The following is a 20,281-nucleotide window of genomic DNA, read 5'->3' as shown; positions in this document are numbered from 1 at the left end:
ATGTGGGCGACGATCCGAGGGTTCGCGGAGCGACATCCACGCCTGACCGCATGGATCGCCCTGGCCATCGGGATGGTGGCCATCCTGCTCTGGTCGGCCCGGGATGTGGGGCTCACCCCCTCCCAGATGCTGGCCCTCGTGGTGGCCACCATCATCCTGGCTGGCCTGTGCGTGTGGATCATCAGCTGGGAGGACGAGGAAGAAGAGGCTGGATCCGAGGCGCAGCCCTCGAAGAAAGCGTGAGATCCCGGCGGAACGGCGTATCCCCTCGGGCGGTGCCGCTCTCCTCTCTCCGGAGCCTGCGCGCCGGGCGGTGAGCCCTTCGGGAAGCCCTCCGCATCGATGGAGGAACCATGGAGCTCCTGGAGGCGCTGAAAGAGATCCGATCCTCTCAAGGGCTGCTGAGCTGGCTGGATGTCTTCAACGCCTGGGCGCAGGCGCGAGCGGCCGGGCCGGAAGGCCCCTTCGTTCAGGCCACAGCGGAGGCGGCCTTAAGCCACTTGGAGGAAACCCAGCCTCAGCCCTCCTATGAGGCGATGCGGTTGCTGGCCCGAGCCATCCTGGGCTGGTGGTCCCTAACGGTGGACGCGCTGGGCGGGAGCGCGGAAGCCCAGGGCCTGCGCGTCCGGGCCCTGACCCTGGCCCGCCAGCTGGATGAGATCACCGAGCGGCGCTGGGCCCTGTCCGCCTGGCTGGAGCGCCACGCCCCTCAGAAAGAGGAGTAAACCGCCCCCGGATTCCCGGGGACGGGAGGCTCGTTGCCCAAACAAAAACCCCGCCATGCCGTGGGCCGCCGGGCTGATGCACCCGCTCGCTCAGGTGGGGGCCTCCTGCCGGTTGCCGCCTTGACGTGCCCCGCGCGCAGGCCGTCTAACGCGTCCCCGGTCCAGAGTCCGGCCCCCTTCCTTTCAGGTGTTGGCGCCAGCCGCTGCACACAGCCGCACGCACATGGCCGGGCTACTTTTATTTTAGGTCAGGATCGTCCAAACGCGCAAGCCCCCAGGGCTTTCGGCTTTCCTGGGGCTCAGACCCCAGTGGGGACAGGGGGAGAGGAGGGCGTAGAAGGCGGCCCGCGCCGCGCCCACGAGGGCCCGCCACTCCCGCCTCGAAACCGACCCCTTCCGCATTCAGCGAGACAAACAAACCGGAGTCCCACGCTCATCTCCCCTTCCGCCCTATCCCCGGCAGCCCATCCAGAAAATCCCTCCGTTGCTCTCCCACCCGCAGCCCACAGGATGGGACGCGGGTGCAGGGGAGCAATGCGTCCTGGGACGGGATGATTCCGGTGGGTAGGAGTGTGGGGTTGGGGTTCAATTGGAGGAGTGTGAATCCGTTGCCGAAGGCGTTCACGCGGAGCGGGCAGCTCTGCCGTTGAGAGGCACCGCCCCCCTGATTTCGGGCACCATCAGGGGCTCCCCGCCTTCCTCGACACATAAAGGAGAAGCCATTGCTTGCTTGTCCTTCTCGGCTATAATCGAAACAGATGTTCTTCCGCAACTTGACCGTGGATCCACTCGCGCGGAGGATCTCCTTCATGAACGTGACCATCGCCCAGTCAGCGTTCGAGCGTGCCCTGTCGGTGGCGGGCCGGGCGGTTCCCTCCCGGGCCACTTTGCCAACCCTCACGCACGTGCTGTTGCAGGCCGAGCCCGGGCGGTTGAAAGTCGCCGGCACGGATCTCAATCTGGCTATCATTACATGGGAAGAGGCGCTCGTCTCCGAGCCCGGCGGCATCACGGTCCCGGCGAAGCCCCTCACGGAGTTCATCGGAGCTCTTCCGGATGAGCCGATCCATCTCCAGGTGGACCGGGAGACATGGACCCTCCAAATCGTGTGCGGAGCCTATGAGACGGCGATGAAGGGGCTGGATCCGGAGGAGTATCCGATCCTCCCGGAGCTGGAGGGAGACGGCTTCGCCCTGGACCCGGAGGATTTCCGACTGGCGATCGATCAGGTGACCTTCGCCGCGGCGACGGACGAGACCCGACCGATCCTGACCGGGGTTCTGATCCGCCGGGAGGAAGGGCGACCGGTCGGGCAGCCCGCGGGGGTGGCGACCTTCCTCACCATGGCGGCTGCCGATGGCTACCGGCTCTCCGTCAAGACCCTCCCGGCCCTGCGGGCGCCTGAGGGCGCCTTCTCGGTGATCGTCCCGGCCAGCGCCCTCGAGGAGGTAGGCCGGCTGCTGAAGGGAGAGACCGAGCCGGTGTCCATGATGGCGCTGCGGGGGCGCAATCAGGTGGGCTTCCGGCTCCGCCGGGCGGCGGTGCTCTCCCAGCTCATCGAAGGCCAGTTCCCGGACTTCCAGGCCATCATTCCGAAGCGCTGGGAGACCCGGATGGAGGCCCCCCGGGATGCGTTGCTGAAAGCGTGCAAGGCCCTCAGCGTGTTCGCCCGGGAGACCTCGAACGCGGTCCGGCTGGTCCTCACGCCGGGGGAGGAGGGACGCCCGGGGCAGGTCCTGTTGCAATCCCGCTCCCCTGAGAAAGGGGAGACCAAGGTGGCCATCGACGCTTTGGTGGAGGGCAACCGGCTGGAGATCGCCTTCAACGTCCGCTTCCTGATGGATGTGCTGGAGGCCATCGAGGACGACCGGGTGGCCTTCGAGATGACCACTCCGCAATCGCCGGTGAAGGTGCTCCCGGTCAGCGATCCTTCCTTCGTTCACGTGGTGATGCCGATGTTCCTGTGAGGAAAGCCTGCGGTAAGGAGGGTGAAGCGATGTATCACAAGCTGATCATCGCCGGGCATCTGGGAACGGACCCCGAGATGCGCTACACGCCGGAGGGAACGCCCGTGACCTCGTTCCGGATGGCCAGCAACATCCGCTATCGGGACGCCAGCGGGGAGCAGCGGGAGGAGACAATCTGGTTCCGGGTGTCGGTCTTCGGGCGGCAGGCGGAGATCGCCAATCAATACCTGCAGAAGGGACGCCCGGTGCTGGTGGAGGGCCGCCTGCGGCCGGACCCACAGACCGGGAACCCGCGGATCTTCCGGCGCTCCGACGGGACGGCAGGGGCGGTCTACGAGGTGCGGGCGGACCGCATCGTGTTCATCGGGCCGCGGCCGGCGGAAGCGCCGCCGGCGGTGGAGGCTGAGGAGCCGGTCCTGGAGGAGCCCGGCTCGATTGAAGAGGAGGAGATCCCGTTCTAAAAGCGGGAAGGACGCAGGCCGGGCGGGGTTGACCGCAGCAGCCGCCCTTATTTCGGGGCGCCCGGGAGCGGTGAGACCCAAGCCGCACAACCGGGATCCGAGGAGGGGCGACCTGTCCGGCCTGCGAACCCGCACGATAGAACAGGCGCCACACGAATCATCCGCGGAGTACCCTCCCAATGGAGCGCGTCGATGCGCCTCAAGGAACTGGAAGGGATCGCCCGCGAGATCCACGCGGTCCTGGAGGCGAAGAACGCAGCCCGGGACGCGGCTCTCATGCGTTGCCGGGAGCTGACCCGCCTGTGCGCGCTGTGCATCCGGGCCGTCCATCGAGAGGAATACGCGGAGGGCCAGCGCCTGCTTCGTGAGGCCCAGCAGGCCGCCTTTGTCCTGCAGACGGATCTCGCCCCCTTCCCCGACCTCCTGTATGCCGGATATACGCAGGACGCGCTGAAGGAGTGGGTCGAGGCCTCAGTAGTCTACGCCATCGTCACCGGACAACCCCTCCCGGGGCCGCGGGAGCTGAACGTCCCTGAAGCGGCTTATCTGAACGGCCTGGCGGAGGCGGCTACGGAGCTCCGCCGTCGTATCCTGGATTTGATCCGGACGGATCGCTTCGAGGAGGCGGAACGCCTGCTTCAGGCGATGGATGAGATCTATGAGGTGCTGATCACGATGGATTACCCGGATGCCCTTACGGGAAATCTGCGCCGGGCCACAGATGTAGTGCGGGGAACGCTGGAGCGAACCCGTGGGGAGCTCACCCTGAGCCTGCGGGAACACCTCCTCCAGATGGCGCTGCAACGGATCGACCTGCGCTTCAGCGAGTGATCCGCCCTCCCCTTTTCTTGAAGGGCTCCCGGACATGTGAAAGCATGGAAGTGAGGCGCTGGGACAGAATCCGGGCCCTGGGACCATCCCGGCCGTCTGGGCAGGTGAACGATGGCCTTTACGGTAAAGGATTTTGAAGATCTGCTGCGCATCCTGGATCGCTACCCCCACTGGCGGGAGGAGTTGCGCCGGCGCATCCTCCTGGAGGAGCTGGAACAGCTGCCTCGGGCGCACCGGCGGCTCTCCGTCCGCATGGGTCGGATCGAGAAGGCCCTGGCGGCGCTGGCCGAGACGGTCCGGAAGATGGCGCAGGACCAGCGGCGCCACGCCACCGCTCTGACGAAGTTGCGCAAGGAGGTTGCGGAGGCACGCGCCGAGGCCGATCGCCGGTTTGCCGAGCTGGCAGAGGCCCAGCGGCGGACGGAGGAAAGCCTGGCGGCCCATCGGGCGGAGACAGAACGCCGGTTCGCCGAGCTGGCAGAGGCCCAGCGGCGGACAGAGGAAAGCCTGGCCGCCCATCGCGCGGAGACAGAACGCCGGTTCGCCGAGCTGGCAGAGGCCCTGCGGCGCCTGGTGGAGCGCGTGGATCGGATCGAACAGGATGTTGGGACGCTTAAAGACCATGACCTGCGCCGGCGCTATGCGGAGCTCGCGCCCTCTTACTTCGGCGGCCCGAACTTCCGCAAAGTCCACGTGCTCACCCCCTCTGAGCTGGTCAACCGGCTGTTGGCCGCGCTGGACGAGGGGAAAATCGAACGGGAGGACTTCGAGGAAGCCCGTCGTATCGATCTGGTGGTTCGTGGCGAATGGGAGGGCCGCACGCTCCACCTGGCCCTGGAGACTTCCTGGACGATCGATCGCAGGGATGTGGAGCGCGCGGTGCGGCGTGCGCGGATCCTTCAGGCCCTCCTGGGGGAGACCTGGCCCGCAGTAGCCGGCAGCCGTCTGACCGAAGGGGCCCGCGAGCTCCTCCAGCAGATCCGCGAGGAAGGCCAGGCCATCGTGGTCGCCCAGGACGGCGGCATCGAGTGGCCCTCTTGAACGGAAGCCCCCGGCTTAGCGGACTTCGATCCGCAGGGGAGGCGCCGGGATGACCTCCCCTTCCTCCAGCTCAGCCGTCGCTTGAAAGACGTGGGCTCCGGGGATGAGGAGCCACCAAGCCCGATAGGGCGGGCTCGTCCACTCCATCCACGGCTGCCCGTCGATCTCCACTCGCACGGATCGGGGGACCCTCCCTCCGGTCCAGTGGAGCTCCACCAGGAGGCGCTGAGCCTCCGGAGGCAAGGAGGGAGCCCGTCGATAGATCGCCCCCGCAGGCGGGGAGACCCAGCGCAAGCCGCCTGCCCCCTTCGCTTCTCCCTGCTCCGCCTGAGGAGGTAGCGGAAACCCGTTTTCCTGAGCCCATTTCCAGGCCCGTGGCGGCCACATGATCATCACCCGCTCCTCCACCGCCTCGGGAGGCGTGTCCGGGCCCGCCAGGCCCCCGGTCCGACGATCGATCCGCCACCGGCGATACAGATCATCGGCCTCCTTCGGCTCGGTGCCCTCGATGAACCATTCCTCCCGGGTCTGGGGACAATCCGGTGTCGGAAGCTTGCCGGAAAGGGCGCAAACGGTCATCCGGTGCACCCCCTCCGGGACGGGGAAATCCCGAGCCGGCCGGCCGCGATGGAGGAGCTCCATCACGGCGTGCCAGATGGGAGCGGCGCCTGTCACCCCCGAAACCTCCCGCAAGGGCGTCCGATCCACGTTCCCGATCCAGACACCCACCGCCCAGTCCGGGGTGTAGCCGATGGTCCAGTTGTCCCGCCAGTCGCTGCTGGTTCCCGTCTTCACGGCGGCCGGCCGGTCCAGCCGCAGGGGGCTCCAGGCCCCGAACCCCAGCGTCCGCGCATCCGGGTCTTTCAGGATATCCGTGATCAGGAAAGCAACTCGTGGATCCAGGACCTGGGGGCCTGGGCTCGGCTCCGCGCGAGCGCGCAACCGCCCATGGCGATCCCGGATCTCGCGGATCAGGATGGGCGTCACCCGGCGTCCGCCGCTGGCCAGCGCGGCATACGCCGCCGTAAGATCCAGCAATCGCACCTCCCCGCCTCCCAGGGTCAGGGAGAGCCCATAGCGGGTGGGAGGGCCGGGGAGCTGAACCCCCAGACGATCCAGAAGATCCAGGAGGCGGGGAACCCCGACCTGCTCCAGCACGGCGACGGCGGGCACGTTCAGGGAGGAGGCCAGGGCGACCCGGGCGGAGACCGGCCCATGGTAGCGCCGGTCGTAATTGATCGGCTGGTAGCCTTCGCCCTCGGCGGTGATGAAGGTCTGCGGCAGATCCCAGAGAAGAGAAGCAGGGGTAAGCAGAGGGCCGCTGCGCGGATCAAAGGCCAGGGCGTAAGTGAAGGGCTTGAGGGCGGAGCCGGGCTGACGGGGGATTCGGACGCCATCCACCGCCCCGCTGATCGTCGCATCGAAATAGTCCGGGCTGCCCACCCAGGCCAGGACCTCCCCGGTCTGCGGGTCCAGAACCACAACGGCCCCGTTGCGGGCCCCCGCGCCCGGGCGATCCGGACGGGGGCGGTTGATCTCCGCGAGATGATGGCGCAGGATCCCGGTGATGGCCTCGTTCCACGCCAGATCCAGGGTGGTGGTGACGACCAGGCCCTCTTGGAACATGGCCTCTTCGCCGAACTGCGCCACCAGCGCTTCGCGGATCGCCATCACGAAATGAGGGGCGTGGATGGGGAAAGGGACGCTGGCGAAGCGCAAACGCTCCGCGGCGGCGATGGCCGCCTCCTCCGGGGAGAGGAAGCCATGCCGAACCATCAGGCGGAGCACCTGCTGCCGGCGCTCCTCTGCGGCCTCCGGCCGGGTGAGGGGATCATACCGGCTGGGCGCTTGCGGCAGGCCGGCCAGCAATGCGCACTCCGCGGTGTCCAGCTCCCCCGCGTGCTTGCCGAAGTAAGTTCGGGCTGCAGCCTCCAGGCCGTAGGCGAAGTGTCCGTAGAAAACCGTGTTCAGGTAAATCTCCAGCAGTTCATCCTTTCCGTAGCGTCGGCTGAGCTCCAGGGCCAGCAGAGCTTCCCGGACTTTCCGCCGCAGGGTGCGCGCGGTTCGCTCGTCCGGTTCCAGGAGCAGCGCGCGGGCGATCTGCTGGGGAATGGTGCTGGCCCCGCTCGGGGAGCCCTCCCCCCGCAGGTTCATCCAAAGGGCGCGCAGGATGGCGATGGGATCCACCCCGGGGTGCTCATAGAAACGGGCGTCCTCCGTCGCCAGCGTGGCCTGCACACAGGCCCGGGGGATGCGGGAGAGGGGAACCCAGGTGTGGCGTCCCTGATGGGGTGGGGCGATCTCATACAGGAGCCGGCCGTGGCGATCGAGGATCCGCACCCCGGGCGCAGGGGCGCGCCCGAGGAGCCCTTCGGGATCCGGGAGCGGGCCGATCCAGAGCCGCAACAGCCCCCCGATCCCGGCGAACCCGAGAACCAGGAAAAGGAGGGCCCTCCTGCGCCGCCTGCGCTCCTGATGTGCGCCCATGGCCCAACCTCTCCCGGGGCACCCTTTTTCAAAACTCCACCAGCGAGAAGGGAACGGGGACGAAGATCAGCAGGAACAGGATCCAGGTGAGCCAGCCGATGGCCTGGCGCATCGGGTTCAGGGGTGTGATGTCGTTCAGCGGCGGCGGATGGCGCAGGCCGGTCAGCATCGGCATGAAGGCCCAGAGGAACCATCCCGGCCAGCGCAGGCCCAGCAGCAAAAGGGCGAACACGCCGATCTCCGAGATCCGCCACGCGGCGCGGCCCAGCATCGCATACATGATGTGTCCGCCGTCCAGCTGGCCCAGGGGCAACAGGTTGAAGGCCGTCACCAGCAGCCCAATCCATCCCGCCCACGCCAGGACGTTCAGCTGCACATCATAGCCATCGCTCGGAAGAGGTCGTCCGAAGATCAACACCTTCAGCCCCCAGTAAAGGAGGGAGTTGCCCTCCAGGGCCACCACACCCCGCAGGGGGACCACCGGAGAGGTGTAGAGGCCGTAGATCAGGATCGGGAGGGCGACGGCCAGCCCGGCCAGAGGGCCGGCCACCCCGATGTCGAAGAGGGCCTTGCGGTTGCGGATGGGCGAGCGGATCTGGATGAACGCCCCGAAGGTCCCCAGGGTCCCGATCCACGGAGGGACAGGGATGAAATACGGCAGGGTGACTTCGCTGCGGTGTAGCCGCGCGGCGACGTAATGCCCCATCTCGTGGATCCCCAGGATCAGCAGGAGCGCCCCGGCGAAAGTGACCCCCTGGGAGAGGTTGAGGCCACCCTCGCTCCCGTAAAGCGCCCCGGCCCAGATGGTGGTCGCCACCGTGGCCAGGAAGAGAAGCAGGTTGATCCAGGGACGAGCCCGAGAGGGCCGGAACACCCCCGCCTGGGCGATGATCTGATCGGTGCTCCCATGACGACGCAGGATCGGGGTATAACCCAGGGCCTCGAAGCGATCGCGCAGGACCTCAAAAGCCGCCTCGGCGTCGGTCTGCAGATAACCCTCGAAAGCGATCACCTGATCCGGGGGATACAGCACCCGGGTCTCCGTGATCACGAAAAGCCCCCGCAACGCCGCCGCCAGCCGGTCCAGCGTGGAGGGGGTCCATTCCGTCTCATACCATACGGTTTCCATCGGATCCGTGCCTGATCGAGCGTGAGGATGGGGGATCGGGTTCTCCCTGGCATCTCGAAGGGCGGAGGGAACCCGCCCCGTTTGAACCGTCCCGCGGAGCCTTTGGCCGGCTCCCGGGGCGCTCCGCAACGTCTACCCCTTCTCTTCAGTCTAAGACACGGGTGCCGGGCGCGCAACGAGAGGCGGTGTGGCCGCCTGCTCCCCATGGCCGATTTTGCGGTAGGATTAGGACGGGAAGGATGGAACGTTGAGGACCCGCCGGCTGTGGCGAAAAAGAGATTAGAGGATTGTAACCCCAGGCCCTCGTTCATAGGCGCTCGGGAAACGAAGGAGGGAGATCCACCATGACCCTGAGACGATGGACCGGTCCGGGATGGGAGAGGGTTGTTCGCTCCCTCCGTTACTGGCTGCTTCCCGGGATGGGGGTCAAGCGGTGGCTGGTCCTGCTGCTGGTGGGGATCACGGAGCTGGCGCTGGCCTTGGCCTATGTGCTGGTCACCATCTACCGGGAGCAGCCCCTTCCGCCGGTCTTCTATTACATCACCCTGCAGTTCATCCCCCGGCTGGGCCGGGCGGCGCTCTTCGGGCTGCTGGGCTTCGTCACCACCGGTTTCGCCCTGCTCCGGTTGAACCGCACGCTGCTTTCCCCTTTCCTCCAGCCGGGGCGGGATGTGGCGGAGATCCTCCATCGTCACCGGCAGCGGGAGCGGGGCCCGCGCATTGTGGTCATCGGCGGAGGGACGGGTCAATCCACTCTGCTCCGCGGTTTAAAGGGGGTGAGCGCGCGGCTGACCGCGGTGGTCACCGTGGCGGACGATGGGGGCAGTTCCGGCCGGCTGCGTCGGGAGATGGGCCTGTTGCCGCCTGGGGACTTCCGGAACTGCCTGGCTGCCCTGGCGGAGGCCGAGCCGCTGATGACCGCCCTCTTCCAATACCGGTTCGGACGAGGGACCGGCCTCAACGGCCACGCCTTCGGGAACCTTTTCATCGCCGCCATGGCGGAGATCACCGGCAGCTTCGAACGGGCGGTCGCCGAATCCAGCCGCGTCCTGGCTGTCCGCGGACAGGTGTTGCCGTGCACCGTGGAGCACGTCATCCTGGCCGCGGAGATCCGGGATGCGGAAGGCCGCATCCATCGCGTGGATGGGGAGTCGGCGATCCCCGAGGTCCGGGGCCGCATCGAACGGGTGTGGCTGATCCCGGAGCACGCCCGGGCGTATCCGGAGACCATCCGGGCCATCCTGGAGGCGGACCTCATCGTCCTGGGGCCGGGGAGCCTCTACACCAGCGTGCTGCCCAACTTGCTGGTGGAGGGCATCGTCCCGGCCATCCGGGCCAGCCGGGCCCTTAAGGTCTACGTGTGCAATGTGGCCACTCAAATCGGGGAGACGGACGGCTATACCGTGGCGGATCACGTCCGGGCCATCGAGCGGCATGTGGGGGTGGGGCTTTTTGATCTGGTCCTGGTGAACAGCCGGGTGGACGTGCCATGGGAAGAGATCCCTGAGGAGGTGGGCGAGCTGGTGCGCTGGGATGGGCAGCCGATCCCGCCCTACACGGTGGTGGCGATGGATGTGATCGATGAGCGGATGCCCTGGCGCCATGATCCGGAGAAGCTGGCCCGGGCGCTGATGACCCTTTTCGAGCGCAGCCGCCGTTGAGGCCCGACCTGAAGGTTCTTCCCTCACAAGTCGAGGAGGTTCTGCGGTGGAGCGGCACGTCCGATCCGGGATGCGCTGGATCCTCGGGCTGGTGTTCCTGATCGGGAGCGCCTGTCTCCTGAGGCCCTCCCGTCCCGGCCCCCTGATTTATGAAGGGCCTTACCGGGTCGACCTGGCTGTGGGCGAGCGGTTGCCCGGGACGGATGTCCGTTACCTGGGGGTGGGGGCGCAGGGAGCGCGCGTGCGCATCGAGGGCCAGGAGGCGATCCGTCTGGCGGGGGATTCCCTGGAAGCGGAGGCCCAGCCGCATCCTGCGCTGGCGGTGCGCTACAACCTCCGGATCTACTCCTATGATGAACGCGCCCTCCATGCCATCGGCACCGTCCATGTTGAGATCCGGGAGGCGCAGCCGCGGATGGGACCGCTGCCGGAGAAGGCGGCGGTGCGCTTCACCGCCCCGGTCACTTATCGCGTGCCCCGGGACGGCGTGATCCCCGGGACCTCGATCGTTTATCGGGGGAAGGAGGATGGGCGGGCGCGCCTGGAAGGCCTTCCCGGTTACCCCTACCGGAACATCGGGGATTCGATCCTCTGGACCGGGCAGGTGCATCCCATGGCCCACCTGAACGCCACCCTCCGGGTCCTGCTGATCGAGGATTCCTGGCTGACGGTGGGCGGGACGGTCGAAGTGTGGCTCTCGGGGCTTTAAGAGGGATCGGTATCTCGGGAGAAGGGGGGCTTCCATGGTCCAGGCCTATGTGTTCATCCAGGCGGCGATGGGCAAGCCCAGCGCGGTGGCGGAGGCCCTGCGCGGGCTTCCCGAGGTGAAATCCGCGGTGGTGGTCACCGGACCTTACGACGTGATCGCCCTGATCGAGGCGCCCGACCTGCAGGCCTTAGGCCGGGTGATCACCGAGAAGATCCAGACCATCGAGGGGGTGGAGCGCACGCTGACCTCGCTGGTCACGGGGATCTGAGGGAGGGTCGCGTCGCGGCCGCTACGCGCCGCCCCGCTCGAACAGGTGGTCGATGGCTTCCGTCAGCTCCGCCAGGTTCTGGACCTGGTGGACCGCCGCGCAGAGCGGGGCGTAGAGGAGCATGTCGCTGTCGCCGGTGCCCCAGAGCGCTCGGGGCTCTGGATTGAACCAGAGGATGCGTTTCGCTCGACGACGGATGACCTCGAAGCAATCCAGGCGGGGATCGTTGTAATTGTTCCGCCCGTCTCCCACGATGATCACCGTGGTCTTCCGGTCCAGGGCGTCCAGGTGGCTGCGGCAGAAGGTGGCCAGGCTGGTCCCCAGGTCCGTGTTGTAATACCCCGGCGGGTTCTCCCGGAGCACCCGGCGCACGGCCTCCTCCGGCCGCTCCTCGGCGAAAATGGGCGTGATCTCACGCAGGTCATCGATAAACACAAAGCTGCGCGTGCGGCTGATCTGATCCTGAAGCAGATAGATCAAATGGAGGAAGAACTCGGAACAGTGCCGCACGGAGGTGCTGAGGTCGCATAGCACCACCAGTCGGGGCTTGAGGTGGCGCCGGCGGAAGCGCAGGTCGAAGGGGACGCCGGCGTGGCGCAGGTTAGCCCGCAGCGTGGCCTTGGCGTCCAGCCGGCGGCCATCCCCTCGCTTCATACGCAGGGCGGCCCGGGTGCGCAGACGGGCGGCCAGGCGGGCGACCATCTGGCGCATGCGGTGGAGATCGGTGGGGGTCAGGGCGTGGAACGGGCGCTCCAGGAGCTCCGCCTCGCTGGGCTCCGGGGGGCGCTCGGCCAGGCGTTCCAGGGCAGACATCCCCGCCGCCTGCTGGATCTGGCGGACCAGGGCGGCCCGGTTGGCCCGCATCCGTTCCTCCAGCTGCCGGAGCGTGTTCGCATCCATCCCGGCTTCCGCCAGCATCCGCAGGAGGGCCCGCAGCATTTCCTCCAGCCGTTCGTCCAGCCCCGCCCCTCGCTGCATCCAGCGGGCGAGGGCCTGGCGGTCCGCCCACTCCCGGATGTGACGGCTTCCGGCATAGCGGGCCAGGGCCTGGAGCTCCTCCGGCGTGAAGGGCTGACCTTCCAGCAGCCGGCGCAGCAGCTCCGCCATCTGGGGCCCGAACAAACGGGCCAGGGCCTGCAGCGCCTGTTGCAGCAGCCGCTGATCCCGGGGGGAGAGACCGCCCGTCGCGGGCATCATGGGGGGCTCGCCCAGCCCGAAGAACAGGGGGAAGAGCTCCTCGAAGATGGGGATCGCCCGGGCCTCCTTCACCAGGGCCGTGCGAAGGGCAGCTTTAAAGGTCTCCCGATCCATCACCCCCACCTGCTCCACCGCCCGCAGCGCGTCGGCCGACTCCGCGACCGAGACCCGAACGCCGGTGGCGCGAAGGGCGCGGATGAACTGAAGGATGCGCTCATCCACAGTCAGGCTCCTTTCCTCAAGGCCATTTTCGAAACGCCCGTGTCTCACTCTGGCAGATAACGGGAGCGATCCGCCCCCTTCCTGAGCGAATCGAGCGCCTGGCGGAACCCCACCCTCTCGGGATAGTGAGGGGTGTGGAGGCCACGGTCCAAGCCGCGGAAGGTGTTGCCATTCTGGCTCTGGAGCGTCTTACCGTCAAAAAAAGGCCAATGCCCTGACAAGCATCGCCAGTGGTTTCTTCTCTTCCCGCTGTGAATCTGGCCTTTTTCACCGGGCTCAGGCGCTACATGACCCCCGAGGCAGGCAGATCCAGAAGAAAGGCATTCCCTACCCGAATACGCGTGAGGCCTGCGGCGCGGGCTGCTTCCACCACTTCCCTGGCACCCAGCATACCCAAATGCCTTTCCGGGCCAGGAGACGGCCTGCGGCCAGCGCATGGGGCATCTGGGAGGATGGATCGCCGCCGAAGGGGTTCCTCCAAAAATGAGGAAGCGCGCCGAGGGCAAAGGGGATAAGATGAGAAGTGGAACCCCTTCCAGGGAGGCAAGGCCATGACCGAACGATATCTTCTCTTTGACAGCGGGTGTGCGGTGTGCACCGCCCTGGCCCGGGAGGTGGAGGCCTTGAGCGGCGGGCGGCTGGGGGTGCGATCGCTACGGGAGCCCGAGGTCCAGGCCCTGCTGAACCAGGCTCACCCCAACTGGCGCTGGGAGCCGATGCTCCTGGAGATCGAAGGGGAGCAGATACGGGTCTTCACGGGTCTGGCGATGCGCTGGCGCCTGGTGCAGGTCCTGGGCCCGGCGCGGGCGTGGCGGGTGGCCCAGGCCGTGGCCCGCTTCGGTGGACCAGTGCTGGACGTGGATTGGGGACGGCGGGAGATGCTCCGGAAGCTCGGGAGTGGGATCCTGGTTGCCTTCCTGGTTTCACCCTTCCGGCTTCCATCCAAATCCAAGGCCCATGCCTCTACAATGCCCCCCCAACCCACTGCGGTTTGCGATTGCGCAGTCTACCAGAGCAACGCATGCTCAGAATGCCGCCCGGATCCCAGCGGTGGGCAGGTGCTGTGGATCGGGGATCTTCTTCGTCAGTGGTGCTGTAGCGGGAACAACTGCTGGTGGGGAAATATCTGCGGGTGTGGAAACTGGCGTCGAACGGGCATCCCCTGTTGACGATCCTTCCTGGGGAGATCAGGGGTTGTGGAGCTTCCGATCCGAGAGGAAAGGGTGCATGGGATGGCTCTGGATTCGCTTCCGGCGGTGGGGGACCCCTCGGGGTTCGAGCGTTCTGGGACTGCTGTCGATCGCTGCTGGCCTGGTTCTCTTTCTCTCCGCCTCCAACACTTTGCAGGTCACCAGCGATCGCATCCTGGCTTATTACTGGCGGTCCTCTTATGATATCCTGGTTCGCCCTCGGGGATCCCGTTCGATCCTCGAAGAGAAATACAACCTCGTTCATGCCAACTTTCTCAGCGGAGCGGTGGGGGGCATCACCCGGGCTCAGCTGGAGGCCATCCGCTCGATCCCCGGTGTGGTCCTCGCAGCACCGGTGGCCATGGTGGGTTATCGGGCCACCACCCCGCTGGTCATCGACATGCTCTACATGAGCCAGCCGCGCTATCACCCGGAGCAATACCTGGGGCGATATCGCATCGAGCGAACTCAGCGCCTGTTCGATGGGATTCAAGAGCACGTCTATACCGATACCCTTGTTGGGGAAGTCCGTCCAGATCCAGAGATGTGGGCGGATTTCCGGCTAGCATATTCATTTTCCTTCCCGATCGCTCCCAGGGAAACCTGGATTCTTTTCCTGGCGGGGATAGATCCGGAGGCGGAAGCCAGCCTGACCGGCCTTAATGCGGCACTGAGGCGAGGCAGCAGCTATTTGGAGAACACGGCGGCCATCTCAAAGCTCCTCTCGCATGTTCCCCAGCGGCGGGAGTATTACTCCGAGGGTCTCCAGAAGGGCACCGTGATCGCTTTCCCGATGCTGCTTAACCGTCACTCTGCCTTCGTCATCACCCATACTGTTGAGATCTACCGGGAGGGGACAAACGAGCAGGTGTGGGCGCGCATCTTCCGGGCCCAGGATCCGGATTTGCTTCCCAATCATTTTCTGGAGGTGATCAGCCCGGGTGGGGCCACGCAGCTTGTGTATGCGCCCAACCCGGAACCATGTTCCTTTGACCTGCCAGCTCCGATCCGTTATCGAGAGGTTCCGCTCCCTCCTTTCCTGCCTGAAGGGACCATTGCCGTTGAGGCTGTTCCGATCGGGACCCGGGGAGGGGAGCTGGTCTTCCGGGATTCTCTGAAGCACACCACGCCATACTGCACGCGGCCGGAGTTCAACGAGATGTATCTGGTCCCCGTAGGGGAATTCAACAGCGAGGAGCTTTTCTACGCAACACCCCGTATCCTCCGGAACATCCCTATCGGCACCACTTATCCTCTTTCCCCGCAGGAGCTGGAGGAGCATGTTCGCTCCACCCTGAACCGTCTTCCCTTTGAGACCTACTTTTTGCCTCCTGTGATCCTGAAATATCGGGAGGATGGGGTTCCAATCCATCCTCCCCAAATGCTTCGGCCGAGCTTCAACTGGCGGGGCTATCTCACCACCCCACCCACGGCCCTGACCACGCTGGAGGGGGCCTGCTTTCTGCTCGGACGCGAGGATTGCATCAGCGCCATTCGAGTGGTGGTGGACGTGCAGGGACTAGACCCTCAGGCCCAGGCTCGTATTCAGCGGGTGGCGGAGGAGATCGTGCGGCGCACCGGTCTGGAGGTGGATATTATGGTGGGGGCCTCGCCTCGTCGAGTGTTTGTGCATCTCCCCGGGATCGGATGGGCTGAGGAGCTCTGGGTGCAGAAGGGCGTCACCACGAGGGTCTCCCGGGGATTCCGTCGAGCGGATCTGATCCTGTCGGGGGTCGTGTTCCTGGTGGCCTGGCTGTTCCTCCTGAACAGCCAGATGCTTGCAGTCCTGGGACGCACACGGGAGCTAGGGATCCTGAAGGCGGTGGGCTGGCGGACCCGCACGGTGTTCCGGGTGATGCTGGGGACCGCCATCCTGCAAGGCATGCTGGCAGGGGTGCTGGGATTGGGGCTTACAGCGCTGGCTGTGAAGGCCATGCGAATGGACGTGCCTGTAGAACGCAGCGGGCTGGCGCTGTTGCTGGGCCTCGTGCTTTATCTGAGTGGGGGACTGTATCCGGCCTGGCGGGCCGCCCGTCTGCCTCCTGTTACCGTGATGCAGCTGGGGGAGATCAGCGGCCGGGGGCTGGCCCTCGGTTCACTGTCCCTCTGGAGCTATGGGTTGCGCCACCTGCTGCGGCGGCCAGTACGAACAGCCATGGTTCTGACGGCGCTGGCGGTATCAGCGGCTCTGGCTGCGCTTCTCCTGGCTGTTCGCTCTGCGACCCGGGGAGAGCTCTACGGAATCCTGCTCGGGGAATATGTATACACTCACATACGCGGGTTCCATTATGGAATGGTTGGGATCGGCTTCCTGCTCAGTGGGCTCTTGATCGCAGAGGTCATGCGAGCGGGGGTGGCGGAGCGTCGCCGGGAGATCGGACTGTTGAAGGCCGTTGGCTGGCGTGATGGGACCGTGTTCCAGGCGATCCTGCGGGAAGCCCTTCTCGTGGGAGGGGTAGGGGGGGCCCTGGGCGTTCTGGGGGGCGCTCTGGCGTTCTGGGCCCTCTATCGCGCTTTGCCTCCCATCTGGCTTGCGGTGGGACCTGTGGTGGCCTGGCTGGCGATCGGGATCGGTATCTTCGCAGCCGTGCACCCGGCGATCCAGGCCGCCAGGATACCACCGGCGGAAGTGATGCGTGGGGAGTGAAAAGCTATGGCGGAGCTGCTTGTGCAGATAGAGGACGTCTCCAAGGAGTATATCGCTGGCGCGATCCGGGTGACCGCCCTCCAGGAGATCTCTCTCACGGTGGAGCGGGGGGAGTTCCTGGCCATCGTAGGTCCTTCCGGATCAGGCAAGACCACTCTGCTCAACCTGATCGGGGCGCTCGATCGCCCGACCCGGGGACGAGTGGTGGTGGACGGGATCGATCTGGGGGCACTTCGGGGAGACCAGCTGGCGGATTTCCGGCGAGAGCGAATTGGATTTGTCTTTCAGCTGTTCCATCTGGTCCCGGACCTGACCGCACTGGAGAACGTGATGCTGCCGCTGATCCCCTACCGGCGTCAGTTGAAGTTCAATCTGGAGCAGCGTGCCCGGGCGCTGCTGGAGGCAGTTGGATTGGAGAATCGAATGCGCCACCTGCCCGGACAGCTGTCAGGTGGAGAGCAACAACGGGTGGCGATCGCCCGGGCCTTGATCGGGAATCCCAAGCTGTTGCTGGCGGATGAGCCGACAGGCAATCTCGATTCGCAGACCGGGAAGGAGATCATAGAGCTGCTGCGGCGCTTAAACCGGGAGCAGGGGCTGACCGTGATCGTGACCACGCATAACCTGGAGATCGTCGCCTGGTCGGACCGCGTGGTGCGGCTGCGGGACGGCCGTATTGTAAAGGCATAATCCGCTTCATCCGCCCGGAAAGCTCCGGCTGAGCGTGTCCGCCGTGAAACGGGCCAGATCCCGGAACAGCGCCTCGGCCTGCGCTTCCTGCTCCTCGGAAGGGAGCTGGAGGTGGGCTTCCACCCGGCTGGCCATCTCCTCCAGCGCCTGAGGATCCGCCCGGGGGGCGAGCCACGCGAAGAGCGCGCGGTGGGCGCCTTTCCGCGCCATCGCCTCCAGCCCGTCCAGGATCTGGCGGTGGGGCGTCCCCTCCCAGATGGGCAGGATCATGGCCTCCCGCAGCCAGCGCTCCACCGGATACTCCCCCAGCACCCCCATCCCGCCGTGGACCTCCATCGCCCACTTCGCCGTCTGCACCGCCTGCTCCGCCGTCCAGTATTTGGCCAGATGGGTGAGCAGCCGGAAGAGGTGATAGCGCTCCGAGTAGGGAGGATGTTCCGGCCAGACTTCCTCCAGCAGACGGACCGTCGTCCAGACCAGGGCGAAGGCGGCCTGGAGCTCGCGGATGCGCTCGGCGAACTGGCGGCGCATCAGCGGGTGGTGGAGAACGGGGCGGCCGAAGGCGACGCGGCGCTCGGCGAAGGCCAGCGCCTCGGCGATGGCCCGTTGCATCAGGGCGACGCTGCCGACGCTGTTGGCGACCCGGGAGACATTGAGGACCTCCAGGATCTCGTAGATGCCGGTCTCCGGGCGCCCCAGCAGGTAAGCCTCGCTCTCCTGCAGCTCCACCTCGCCCGTGGGCACCGAGCGGGTGCCGATTTTATCCTTCAGACGCCGAATGAGATAGTTCAGGCCGCCGTCCTCCCGGTAGCGGGGGAGCAGGAAGAGGGCGAGGCCGCGGACGGTGCGGGGGGCGCCCTCAGGCCGGGCGGCGACCACGGCCAGCTCCGCCCCGGCGTTGCTGGCGAAATACTTCTCCCCCGTCAGCCGCCAGTGTCCGCCTTCAGACCGGGCGACGGTCTCCACGGTTGCCCCCAGATCCGAGCCGCCGCCGGCCTCGGTCATCCAGGTGGCGCCCTGCCAGACCTCGCCGTCCCGCCGGAGCAGAGGTGGGAGGAAGCGCGCCTGAAGCGCGGGATCGCCGTATTTGCGCAGGGCCAGGGCGGTGGCCAGAGAGACGGTGTAGGGGCAGTAAAGGCCTGCGTCATAGAAGGCTGTTACATATCCGATGAGGAACGTCGCGGCGAGCCCTTCCCCTTCGAAGGCCCGCCAGACCGCGCCGGCCCGGTAGCCCTGCAGGAGCATCCGCCGGTAATCCGGCGGGTAGAGGATCTCATCGATGCGGTGGCCGAAGCGGTCGTAAGCGCGCAGCCACGGCGTGCCCATGCGATCGATCATCGCGGAGATGGCCTTCCCCTCCGCCTCCCACCAAGCCTCCAGCTCCTCGAGCTCAGCCCGGATGGGAAGCGGAACCCCTATTGCCTGAAGGAACCGCGTGGGCGAAGGCAGGGCTTCCATGAGCTCGATCTCAGCCATGCCGATCCCCCTGTGGAAGATCCACCTCCATGATAAGCCCTCGCGAAGGGACGCGCCGGAGGATGTCCCTTCGGCCTCCGGGATCCGAAAAGATCCGTCGTATGATGAAATTGGGGAATGATGGATGACCTCGAAGGGAGGATGACGCGTGCTTCGATGGCTGAAGGCCGGGCTGGGGGGAGCTGTTCTGTTTCTGGGCCTGCTTCTCGCGATGCGCCGGGCGGAGGGGGAGGCCACGATGCTCCCGCCGCCCCTGTGGGGTCCCAACACGGTGGCCAACACCGATCGGAGCGGCTTCGCCCAGCAGGAACCCAGCCTGGCCATCCACCCCCGCGACCTCCGAAATCTGGTGGTGGCAGCCAAGGACTTCCGCCGCACCCAGGACATCACCCGTGAGGTCTGGATCTACGTTTCCTTTGACGGAGGACGCTCCTGGCCGATCCAGATCCCCTTCCCCGGCCTGCCCCCCACCATCACCCGCCAGAGCGATCCGGTCGCCCTGGCTACAGAAGAAGGGCGTTTCTACGTGCTGGCCCTGGGCGCCGGGACGCCCGCTTACCGCCATCACGGGTTGTTCCTGACCTGGTCCGATGACGGGGGGCGCACCTGGCGGGACGCTGTGACGATCATCTCGGATCCATCGACGATCCTCGATGATAAGCCCTGGTTGGCCCGCGACGCCCATCCCACCAGCCCCTACTACGGGCGCCTGTATGTGGCCTGGCGGCCCATGCACGCCGACGTGCTGTGGGTGGTCCGCTCCGAAGACGGCGGCCTTTCATGGTCCCGCCCGGTGACCGCGGCCGAGGGGGAGGGGGTGCAGGGGGCCATGCCGGTGGTGGGGGCCGATGGGGCCGTTCATCTTTTCTACGTGGAGCCGATGTCGCCCACCACGCCCGGATGGATTCGGGTGGTCACGTCCTTTGATGGAGGGGCTTCCTTCTCCGCTCCGCGGAATGTCGCTCCGGTCCTTCAGCCCCCCAGCCCTGTCCGCGCTTACGATCGGTGGCGGCTTTACACGCTGCCCAGCGCCGCGGCGGACCCCCGGGATCCGGCCCGGCTGTATGTGGCCTGGACGGAGGGATCCCCTCAGGAGGCCATGGGCACGGAGGTGGCCTTCGCCCGCAGCGAGGACGGCGGTCGCACCTGGACGCTGAGCCGGCCTTTCGCCGCCCCAGGAGACGCCGCCCATCCCATCGTGCGGACGGACGCGCGGGGATGGGTGCATCTGTTCTGGCTGGACCGCCGCGGGGATCCCCGGAACCGGCTTTTCGATGCCTTCTATGCTTACTCTCCGGACGGCGGGCGGACCTGGAGCCTGCCCTTCCGGGTGAGCACGCGCTCCTTCGATCTGAATCAGGCTGTGCCGCCCATCAGCCCGGCGCCCGGGGATTACTGGGGTCTGGATGTCCGGGGGGATCGCATCTGCGCAGCGTGGAGCGATACCCGGTTTGGCGATGAAGAGATTATGGTGACATGCGGGATCCTCCCCCTTGCCTCCTCCATCCTGCTTCCCGGGATCCCCCTGGAGTAGCGGCGGCCGGCGGAAGTTTGAGCCCCCGGCCGGGATGATGTTAGAC

Annotated in this window: 17 protein-coding genes; 13 read left to right on the top strand and 4 right to left on the bottom strand. The window is 66.6% G+C overall.

Annotated features, from left to right (window positions below):
- From KNN16_RS10770 to KNN16_RS10745, 6 genes are all read left to right on the top strand, one after another.
- Window positions 1–243 carry a hypothetical protein gene (locus KNN16_RS10770; RefSeq protein WP_299287998.1) on the top strand — a complete coding sequence of 81 codons (243 nt, stop codon included), beginning with the start codon at window positions 1–3 and terminating at the stop codon, window positions 241–243.
- A gap of 110 nt (window positions 244–353) precedes the next feature.
- Window positions 354–725: a hypothetical protein gene (locus KNN16_RS10765; protein ID WP_299288001.1), complete on the top strand. Its 372-nt coding sequence runs from the start codon at window positions 354–356 to the stop codon at window positions 723–725.
- Window positions 726–1,534: 809 nt separating this feature from the next.
- Entirely contained in the window at window positions 1,535–2,692 is a 1,158-nt protein-coding gene (dnaN, locus tag KNN16_RS10760; RefSeq protein ID WP_299288004.1) for a DNA polymerase III subunit beta, read from the top strand.
- Between the two features lie 29 nt (window positions 2,693–2,721).
- On the top strand, window positions 2,722–3,153 hold the full coding sequence (locus KNN16_RS10755; protein WP_088572388.1) for a single-stranded DNA-binding protein: 432 nt from the start codon (window positions 2,722–2,724) through the stop codon (window positions 3,151–3,153).
- 192 nt (window positions 3,154–3,345) lie between these two features.
- Entirely contained in the window at window positions 3,346–3,984 is a 639-nt protein-coding gene (locus tag KNN16_RS10750; RefSeq protein WP_303896859.1) for a hypothetical protein, read from the top strand.
- A 111-nt stretch (window positions 3,985–4,095) separates the two neighbouring features.
- A complete protein-coding gene (locus KNN16_RS10745; protein ID WP_303896858.1) occupies window positions 4,096–5,025 on the top strand; it encodes a hypothetical protein in 930 nt (309 codons plus the stop codon).
- Between the two features lie 15 nt (window positions 5,026–5,040).
- Here KNN16_RS10745 and pbpC read toward each other — a convergent pair whose 3' ends face one another.
- Both pbpC and KNN16_RS10735 read right to left on the bottom strand, forming a co-directional pair.
- Window positions 5,041–7,512 carry a penicillin-binding protein 1C gene (pbpC, locus tag KNN16_RS10740; RefSeq protein ID WP_303896856.1) on the bottom strand — a complete coding sequence of 824 codons (2,472 nt, stop codon included), beginning with the start codon at window positions 7,510–7,512 and terminating at the stop codon, window positions 5,041–5,043.
- Window positions 7,513–7,540: 28 nt separating this feature from the next.
- Window positions 7,541–8,641, bottom strand: a complete 1,101-nt coding sequence (locus tag KNN16_RS10735) for a site-2 protease family protein (RefSeq protein WP_299286273.1) — start codon at window positions 8,639–8,641, stop codon at window positions 7,541–7,543.
- 344 nt (window positions 8,642–8,985) lie between these two features.
- Here KNN16_RS10735 and yvcK point away from each other — a divergent pair, with 344 nt between their 5' ends.
- From yvcK to KNN16_RS10720, 3 genes are read left to right on the top strand one after another with little or no spacing between them, the layout of a single operon-like run.
- Window positions 8,986–10,302: a gluconeogenesis factor YvcK family protein gene (gene yvcK, locus KNN16_RS10730; RefSeq protein ID WP_299286276.1), complete on the top strand. Its 1,317-nt coding sequence runs from the start codon at window positions 8,986–8,988 to the stop codon at window positions 10,300–10,302.
- 46 nt (window positions 10,303–10,348) lie between these two features.
- Window positions 10,349–11,011, top strand: coding sequence for a hypothetical protein (locus KNN16_RS10725; RefSeq protein ID WP_299286278.1), 663 nt, complete (start codon window positions 10,349–10,351; stop codon window positions 11,009–11,011).
- A 34-nt stretch (window positions 11,012–11,045) separates the two neighbouring features.
- On the top strand, window positions 11,046–11,279 hold the full coding sequence (locus KNN16_RS10720) for an Lrp/AsnC family transcriptional regulator (protein WP_088572395.1): 234 nt from the start codon (window positions 11,046–11,048) through the stop codon (window positions 11,277–11,279).
- 21 nt (window positions 11,280–11,300) lie between these two features.
- Here KNN16_RS10720 and KNN16_RS10715 read toward each other — a convergent pair whose 3' ends face one another.
- Window positions 11,301–12,698: a VWA domain-containing protein gene (locus tag KNN16_RS10715; RefSeq protein WP_303896854.1), complete on the bottom strand. Its 1,398-nt coding sequence runs from the start codon at window positions 12,696–12,698 to the stop codon at window positions 11,301–11,303.
- Window positions 12,699–13,249: 551 nt separating this feature from the next.
- Here KNN16_RS10715 and KNN16_RS10710 point away from each other — a divergent pair.
- From KNN16_RS10710 to KNN16_RS10700, 3 genes are read left to right on the top strand one after another with little or no spacing between them, the layout of a single operon-like run.
- Window positions 13,250–13,867, top strand: a complete 618-nt coding sequence (locus tag KNN16_RS10710; protein WP_299286287.1) for a hypothetical protein — start codon at window positions 13,250–13,252, stop codon at window positions 13,865–13,867.
- Window positions 13,868–13,925: 58 nt separating this feature from the next.
- Window positions 13,926–16,535, top strand: a complete 2,610-nt coding sequence (locus KNN16_RS10705) for an ABC transporter permease (protein ID WP_303896851.1) — start codon at window positions 13,926–13,928, stop codon at window positions 16,533–16,535.
- A 6-nt stretch (window positions 16,536–16,541) separates the two neighbouring features.
- Window positions 16,542–17,225, top strand: a complete 684-nt coding sequence (locus KNN16_RS10700; protein ID WP_303896849.1) for an ABC transporter ATP-binding protein — start codon at window positions 16,542–16,544, stop codon at window positions 17,223–17,225.
- A gap of 6 nt (window positions 17,226–17,231) precedes the next feature.
- Here the strand turns inward: KNN16_RS10700 and KNN16_RS10695 are convergent, their stop codons facing one another.
- On the bottom strand, window positions 17,232–18,701 hold the full coding sequence (locus KNN16_RS10695) for an acyl-CoA dehydrogenase family protein (RefSeq protein ID WP_303896847.1): 1,470 nt from the start codon (window positions 18,699–18,701) through the stop codon (window positions 17,232–17,234).
- A 148-nt stretch (window positions 18,702–18,849) separates the two neighbouring features.
- On the opposite strand from KNN16_RS10695, the gene KNN16_RS10690 reads away from it, so the two are divergent.
- Entirely contained in the window at window positions 18,850–20,235 is a 1,386-nt protein-coding gene (locus KNN16_RS10690) for a sialidase family protein (RefSeq protein WP_299285020.1), read from the top strand.
- Window positions 20,236–20,281 lie beyond the last annotated feature (46 nt).

It is taken from the genome of Thermoflexus hugenholtzii, assembly GCF_018771565.1.
GTDB lineage: Bacteria > Chloroflexota > Anaerolineae > Thermoflexales > Thermoflexaceae > Thermoflexus > Thermoflexus hugenholtzii_A.
The sequence above is the reverse complement of the archived record's forward strand: the minus strand, read 5'-3'. Positions and strand labels throughout refer to the sequence as shown.